Source organism: Dysosmobacter sp. (assembly GCF_052306735.1).
Lineage (GTDB): Bacteria > Bacillota > Clostridia > Oscillospirales > Oscillospiraceae > Oscillibacter.
This window is the reverse complement of the sequence record NZ_DAWBAJ010000002.1, coordinates 1-2,944: the sequence shown is the minus strand read 5'-3', so window position 1 is coordinate 2,944 and position 2,944 is coordinate 1. Positions and strand designations below refer to the sequence as shown.

General features: G+C 59.5%; 5 protein-coding genes. 2 read left to right on the top strand and 3 right to left on the bottom strand.

The features are described from left to right. The 3 genes from ACT67G_RS00675 to ruvC all read right to left on the bottom strand — a co-directional run. The coding region (locus tag ACT67G_RS00675) for an AAA family ATPase (RefSeq protein WP_443662634.1) at nt 1-314 on the bottom strand (314 nt) is incomplete at its 3' end. A gap of 15 nt (nt 315-329) precedes the next feature. Next, nucleotides 330-935: a Holliday junction branch migration protein RuvA gene (gene ruvA / locus ACT67G_RS00670; protein WP_187014011.1), complete on the bottom strand. Its 606-nt coding sequence runs from the start codon at nt 933-935 to the stop codon at nt 330-332. Nucleotides 936-947: 12 nt separating this feature from the next. Beyond that, on the bottom strand, nt 948-1,457 hold the full coding sequence (ruvC, locus tag ACT67G_RS00665; protein ID WP_187014012.1) for a crossover junction endodeoxyribonuclease RuvC: 510 nt from the start codon (nt 1,455-1,457) through the stop codon (nt 948-950). Nucleotides 1,458-1,695: 238 nt separating this feature from the next. On the opposite strand from ruvC, the gene ACT67G_RS00660 reads away from it, so the two are divergent. Both ACT67G_RS00660 and ruvX read left to right on the top strand, forming a co-directional pair. Then, entirely contained in the window at nt 1,696-2,373 is a 678-nt protein-coding gene (locus tag ACT67G_RS00660; protein ID WP_302645025.1) for a M15 family metallopeptidase, read from the top strand. Nucleotides 2,374-2,384: 11 nt separating this feature from the next. Beyond that, complete coding sequence (gene ruvX, locus ACT67G_RS00655) at nt 2,385-2,801, top strand: Holliday junction resolvase RuvX (RefSeq protein WP_443662633.1); 417 nt, start codon at nt 2,385-2,387, stop codon at nt 2,799-2,801. The last annotated feature ends 143 nt before the right edge of the window (nt 2,802-2,944 follow it).

Sequence of the window (2,944 nt, the reverse complement as noted above, 5' to 3'; positions counted from 1 at the left end):
GCCGCCAGATCGCCGGGCTTTTCAATGGCCGGGCCGGAGGTGATGCGGATGTTGACCCCCATCTCCTGAGCGATGATGCCCGCCAGCGTGGTCTTGCCCAGTCCCGGAGGGCCGTGGAGCAGAACGTGGTCCAAAGATTCCTGCCGCTTCCGGGCGGCCTGAATGAAGATGCTCAGATTCTCCTTGGCCTTTTCCTGACCGATGTACTCCGCCAGGGTCTTGGGTCGCAGAGAGGATTCCTGGGCGTCCTCCGCCAGAAAGGTCTTGGCCACGATAGGCTCCTCGTAAATATCATTTCCAAAGTCGATGCTCACAGCTTCACTTCCCTATCACTTCACCATTTTCTTCAGGCTCTGGCGGATGATCTCCTCCAACGGCAGATTCTCCACATCCACGCCCTTGAGGGCCATCTGCACCTCTTGCGTGGAATAGCCCAGCACCGCCAGCGCCGCGGCAGCCTCGGTGGCCTTACTGGTAAACACGGCGGGGACCGCCGCGCCCTTTCCGCCGGAGAAATCCAGTCCGGAGGCGGTCTCCTTCGCCATTTTGTCCTTCAATTCCAAAATGATCCGCTGGGCGATCTTTTTGCCGATGCCTTGGGCCGCCGTCAGGGACTTGGCGTCCTCCGTGACGATGGCCATGGCCAGCCCCTCCGGCGTGTTGGCGGAAAGGATGGCCAGCGCCGCCTTGGGTCCCACGCCGGATACCCCCAGCAGCAGCTTGAAGCTGTTCAGCTCGTTCTGGGTGGCAAAGCCGTAGAGATCAAAGATGCTCTCTCCCACGTTCAGGTAGGTGTAGAGCTTCTTCTTTTCCCCCTTTTTCAGCTGGGAGAGGGTGTTATTGGTGGTCATGCAGGCGTATCCCACGCCGCCGCAGTCGATGACGGCCAGCCCCGGCAGGATCTCCGCCACGGTGCCGTCCAGATAGTAAAACATACGGTTTTCTCCTTATACAGTTTCCTTCTCCGGCTTGATCTGCGGGAGCCGTGAAGTAGAACTCCTTGCGTGGCATAACGCCAGCGCCAGCGCATCGGCGGCGTCATCGGGCCGGGGTGTTTTCGCCAATTTCAGCAGCCGCTTGGTCATATCCATGACCTGCCGCTTCTCCGCCTTGCCGTAGCCGGTGACGGCCATCTTCACCTGCCCCGGCGTGTACTCAAACAGCGGGATGCCGCACCGCTCCGCGGCGCACAGCAGCACCCCACGGCCATGGGCCACGGCGATGCCGGTGGTGATATTCGTGTTGAAGAACAGCTCCTCCACGGAGATCACATCCGGCTTCAGCTGGCCGATAAGCTCCTCCATGTCCCGGTCGATCTGGTAGAGCCGTTTGGACAGAGGCAGCCCCGCCGGGGTGGTGATGGCCCCATAGGTCACCATTCTGTATTGTGCCCGCTCCCCTTCGATCAGCCCAAAGCCGATGGTGGCGTAGCCGGGGTCGATGCCTAAGATCCGCACAGTGTCCCTCTTTTCTTCTCAATTAAAAATAGTATAGCAAACTTGCCGCCAAACCGCAACAAGAAAAACAGATGTTCGATAATTTCTGTAAGATTCCGGCTTGCATCCGCAGGGGCGGTATGATACCATGTAAAAAATGTGTGAAAGGGCGGTGAAGCAGGTGCATCGGCATTGGTTGCCCCTCAGTTTGTCCCTCCTATGCTGGCTTGTTGGCTGCGGCGCTTTTCAGGAATCTCCCATGCCGTCAACGCCGGAACCGTCTCTGGAAGCACCGGCCGACCCGCTCCCCGCGCCCGCCGCGTCAGGAGACGGCGCCGAGGCGGAGCCGGACGAGGGCTCCGAGCCTGCCGAGGTAACAGAGTCGATCCCCGCACCGGAGGACTTTGTCCGTGTGGCGGACTGGATCCCTGATATATACACAGACCTGCGCTACGCCGCCGACAACAACTTCACCGGACAGGCCATCTATAATTTTTCAGACGCCTACCTGCGGTACGGTACGGTGCAGAAGCTGGCGGCGGCACAGGAGACCGTTGCGGAAAGCGGCTGTTCCCTGCTGATCTGGGACGCCTTCCGCCCTGCTTCCGCGCAGTTCCGGCTCTGGGAGATCTGTCCGGACCCCGCTTATGTGGCAAACCCGGAAAAGGGCTTTTCCTCTCACAGCCGGGGGAACACCGTCGATGTGACGCTGGTCACCGCTGATGGGCAGCCCATGGAAATGCCCACAGACTTCGACGATTTCACCGCTCTGGCAGACCGGGATTACAGTGACGTCGGAGATACTGCCGCCGCAAACGCCCGCCTGTTGGAAAGCGCCATGACGGCTGCGGGATTCCGCCCCTATTCCGCCGAGTGGTGGCACTATTCGGACACTCAGTCCTATCCTGTGGATGAACAATTCATCCCCCTATCATAAGGAGTTGCACTATGCGCATTATGGCAATCGACTACGGCGACGCCCATACCGGCATCGCCATTTCCGACCCCACCGGCCTGCTGGCCGGTTTTACCACCGTGATCAACAGCCGTCGGCAGGAGGTCGTGGTGGAACAGGTAACACTTTTAGCCAAGGAACACGGCGCGGAGGAACTGGTCCTGGGACATCCCGTGAACATGGATGGCACTCTTGGGCCTCGCTCCGAGAAGGCAAAGGCCATGAAAGCGCTGCTGGAGGAGGCCACGGCCCTGCCGGTGGTCCTCTGGGATGAGCGCCGCACCACCATCGACGCCCGCAACATCCTCTTCAACAGCGGCAAGAACGCCAAACAGCGGAAGAAGGTAGTGGACGCTGTGGCGGCCTCTCTGATCTTAGAGGGGTATCTCACCTTTAAGAAAAGCCATTGAGGAGGCATACCCGTGGAATCTGAGGCGCAGCGGTCCCCTTCCCAATGCAGCCGGGCATTGGAACTGTTTTTGTATTTTTTTAAAATTGGCTTTTACACCTTTGGCGGCGGCTGGTCCATCGTAGCCCAGATCCAGCAGGAATA